The 3,819-nt window shown below is 29.2% G+C and carries 4 protein-coding genes; all 4 read right to left on the bottom strand.

The features are described 5' to 3' along the window. Positions 1–464: 464 nt before the first annotated feature. Entirely contained in the window at positions 465–956 is a 492-nt protein-coding gene (locus OIO11_RS04060; protein WP_268070090.1) for an SMI1/KNR4 family protein, read from the bottom strand. Continuing rightward, entirely contained in the window at positions 949–1,293 is a 345-nt protein-coding gene (locus OIO11_RS04055) for an HNH endonuclease (RefSeq protein ID WP_268070089.1), read from the bottom strand. Before OIO11_RS04055 ends, OIO11_RS04060 begins: the two co-directional genes overlap by 8 nt. Positions 1,294–1,391: 98 nt before the next feature. After that, positions 1,392–1,880: an SMI1/KNR4 family protein gene (locus OIO11_RS04050; protein ID WP_268070088.1), complete on the bottom strand. Its 489-nt coding sequence runs from the start codon at positions 1,878–1,880 to the stop codon at positions 1,392–1,394. 32 nt (positions 1,881–1,912) lie between these two features. Further along, on the bottom strand, positions 1,913–3,819 hold a 1,907-nt coding region (locus OIO11_RS04045; RefSeq protein WP_268070087.1), incomplete at its 5' end, for an HNH endonuclease.

Here is a 3,819-nt window from a genome sequence, read left to right as displayed (position 1 = left end):
CTTTCTATATTTGTTGTTGGGTAACTATAATTATAAAAAGTCTTTGACATGAATAAAAGGCCTACCGGCAAGGTAATTGCTGGCGGCCTTTCCTTATTTTTTGCCTAAAAATATTTTACTTACTCTAACCTATCCACTCTTTGGGTATGATACCAAAACTTCATATATTAAATCCTGATAACTTAAATCAAATGCCACCATGATTTCTCATGGTGGCATTTGATTTATTTTATACCTCACAGTTCGTAACAATAACTAGAAATTTTTTGCTTGCTATTTCCTCATATTTGTACCCTAGAGCTGTTACGTGAACATATTTGTAAGTGCTAAAAGTAACAAAAATTGTCTACTACGTTATCAGTTTTTGGAACTTAACAGTTACTCTACTGAAAATAGAATGAACATTAGTGAATTCTGTTTTCTATTGCTAAAATCCTCAGTTCTTTATAGTTTAACAAATTAGCTTAATATAACTTATTCAAAAGTTCTGTAAATGAATCTGTTACATAATATATTGCTTCTCTTTGAAGCTCTTCTAATGTATTATTTCTTAATGTCTCTTCATCAACTTCATCTAAATTTTCCTCTGTTATTGATTTTTCATGATACCAGAAAACTACTTTAGGTTTTGTTTCACTTTCACTATAATCAAAACAAACATAATTACCACTTGGATCACATGCAAATGGAATTACTTTGCTAGGTAATGCTTCTTTTATACAATAATACACCTTTACAATATTTTCTAAACTTTCTTCGTTAAATGATAATAGTCCACCAAATACTTTTTGATTATTTCCTATATCAAAACAATTAGGTTCAACATTTCCACCATGATTATGCATAGCACATTCTATATAATCTTGTGAAAATTCAATTCCTAATTTCATTCCAATTCTTTTTATATATTCTTTGTCGACTTCATTATCTTTATATTTCCAATTAAGTTTACTCATTATTCATCCCTCCTCCCCATAATTCTTTTCCACCTAAATGTCTTGCATAATCATGTAAAGTTGCAACTACCAGTTGCATTTTTCCAGTTATTTGATGATGATGCCATCTTAAACCTTCTATTCTTACCTCACCTGCTTGTATTTGTTCAAGTTGCTTTGAATTAAATATTTCTTTTTGTATAATGTCAGCATCTATTGCTTCTTGTAACTGCCTAATACACTCTTCAAATTGAATTTTATCAGATTCTGTTTGAAATTTTTTATCTAATTTTAATTCGAATTTAACATTATTATCATTAAATATTGGAAATCCCAACACATCATATTTTATATTCATATATACCTCCATAGTATACTAAAAAACCACTGAATAAATTTTGTTTCTAAGCTCATTATAATTTATTTTTTACATTTATAATATTTAAAATTATTACATTATTGTAAATTATTTATAAGTTTCTCAAATGACTCTGATATATAACTCATTGAATCTTCTCTTTGAATTTCTTCCAAAGTAGCATTTTCTATTTCTTCTTCAAGAAATTCATCAAATTCCTCTTGAGTAATTGCTTTTTCATGATCTAAAAATACTATTTCAGGATTATTATTATTTTTTTTATAATCAAAACAATAATAATTCCCACTTGGATCTATAGCAAATGCAACTACATCATTAGGAAGACAGTCCTTTAATATATAATAATATTCTATAATTTTTTCTTCAAATTCTAAAAAAGTAAATATGATTGTATCATCTATTTCATATTTACTAGTAAATTTACCTTCCAAGTGTGCCCCATTATTATGAGTAATAAATTCTACATATGCTTGTGGAAAAATAACTCCTATTTCTTTCTCAACTTTTTTTATTTTATCTATATCTACTTTATTCCCAGTATATTCTAATTTAAATTTATTTTTCATCTTTTATTCCTTTCCTTCATTTAAAATATATATCAATTAATATTAGAACTTTTTTGTTTAAATAACTCTAACTCTGGTTTAGACCTTATTCCCTCTCCCCATATATTATTTCCTCCTAAATGTCCAGTTTTAGCATGTACGCTTGTATCTACTAATTGCATTTTTCCAGTAATTTTATCATGATGCCAAGTTAAATCAGTTATTTGATATGATTCATTTTGTATTTCTTTAAGCTGCTTTTCAGTAAATAATTCTTTAGATATTTCACCACTATTAATTTTTTCCTTCAACTCAATTGTACATTCTTTAAACTGATCATAATCAGTGGCTATAATTTTATTCTTTTGCAATTCACATTTAAATTTTATATTTTCCTCACTAAATTTAGGAAGACCAACAACATCATATTCTACATTAGTTTTTTCATGTGTTCTACCAGCATACTTTTGACATTTTATGGAATTTCTTTTGTTTTTATTTAAATATTTTTCTAAATTTCCTACTGTTTCAATAAATTCCTCTTTACTATTATATCCCATAGCCTTAAGTTCAACATCATCCACTTTATCCAGAAAATCATCTACACTATCATAACCCTTAGGTATAACCCATTTTGTAGCTTTTCCAGATGAATCAATTCCAGTAGCAACTACGTGATCATACTTTACTTTAGTAAAGCGTTTATTTCCACTATATCCTTTATAACTATTTCCAGAAACATTCTTATATCCATTCATTTTAGATATAAGTTCTTCAACAGGCTTAATCTTCTCTGGTGCTTCATATTTTATATATCCATCTGCTGGTTGTAGCTCCATACCAAGAGATTTTCTAATATTATATCCTACTCTATCTGTCAATTCATTGAGAGAATTTAAAGCATCATCTGTTTTTGATGCTCCTGCACGCAATAATTCATCAACTTTATCATCAATACTGCTCGTTATTTCATTGAATTTACCTGATGCTCTATCAACTAGATTTTGAGTACTGTTCTTTATGCTATTTATTACATCGTCTGCTTTGTTTGCTACTGTATCAAATAACTCTCTACTAGTTTTATTGAATGCATTTATTATATCATCTGCTTTACCAGATACTTTGTTTAATATACTCTTGCTGCCACTTGATAGTTTGCTAAGTACTTTCCCAATTGAATTTTTTATATATGGTGAAACCTTTGATACAATTTTTCCTACACCATGTAATAACCCAGCTGTTGCTGCTCCTATAATTCCATCGAATAAAGTTTGACTTAAACTAAATTTACCATCTATAGCTTGAGTTAATAAGCTATCAGCAGCTCCATTTATTCCACCAAAACTCATAACTCCTGCTGCACTTTCAAAGGCACCAAATGGACCAAATATCGCTCCAGATACTGCTCCTATACAAGCTCCCTTTAGTACATTTTTTGCATAAGTTCCAAGACTACTTTTATTACCACTTATATTATCAGATATTGCAGTACTTACTACTGCACATACTGCTCCTGCACATGCTCCTAAGACAACTGCTCCAATTACTGCTGCTGTTCCAAATGTTGCCACAGATGCAACTACTGCAACAGTAGCCAATACTCCTACTAACAAACCTCCCCAGTTAAACCCTTTCTTTTCTTCCTTAGGCAGTTCTGGTGGTACTGGTTTTCTACCTGCTATTGGTTCATCATTAAAAGGTGGATATGTTTCCCTATTAGTTCCTTCTTTTATTACATTATTGGATAAAAAGTGCATATCTGTTTCCATTGAAAAACCACTTTGTGTTTTTGTTTTGGCTGCAAGTATTTGACTTTCTCCTTTTACTTTTACACTTTGTGGTGTTTTCATTATTATTTCTTCATCTGCATTTAAGCTTAACTTTTTAGGGCTTTTTATTGTTACTCCTACCTTATCATCAAAGCTTATACTTAGAGGTTCTTTGCTTCCGCCTTTTATGT

Origin of the sequence: Clostridium sp. ZS2-4, from assembly GCF_026719745.1 — a bacterium.
Lineage (GTDB): Bacteria > Bacillota > Clostridia > Clostridiales > Clostridiaceae > Clostridium_H.
Note: the sequence above shows the minus strand (reverse complement) of the source record. Positions and strands in the feature narration are given on the sequence as shown.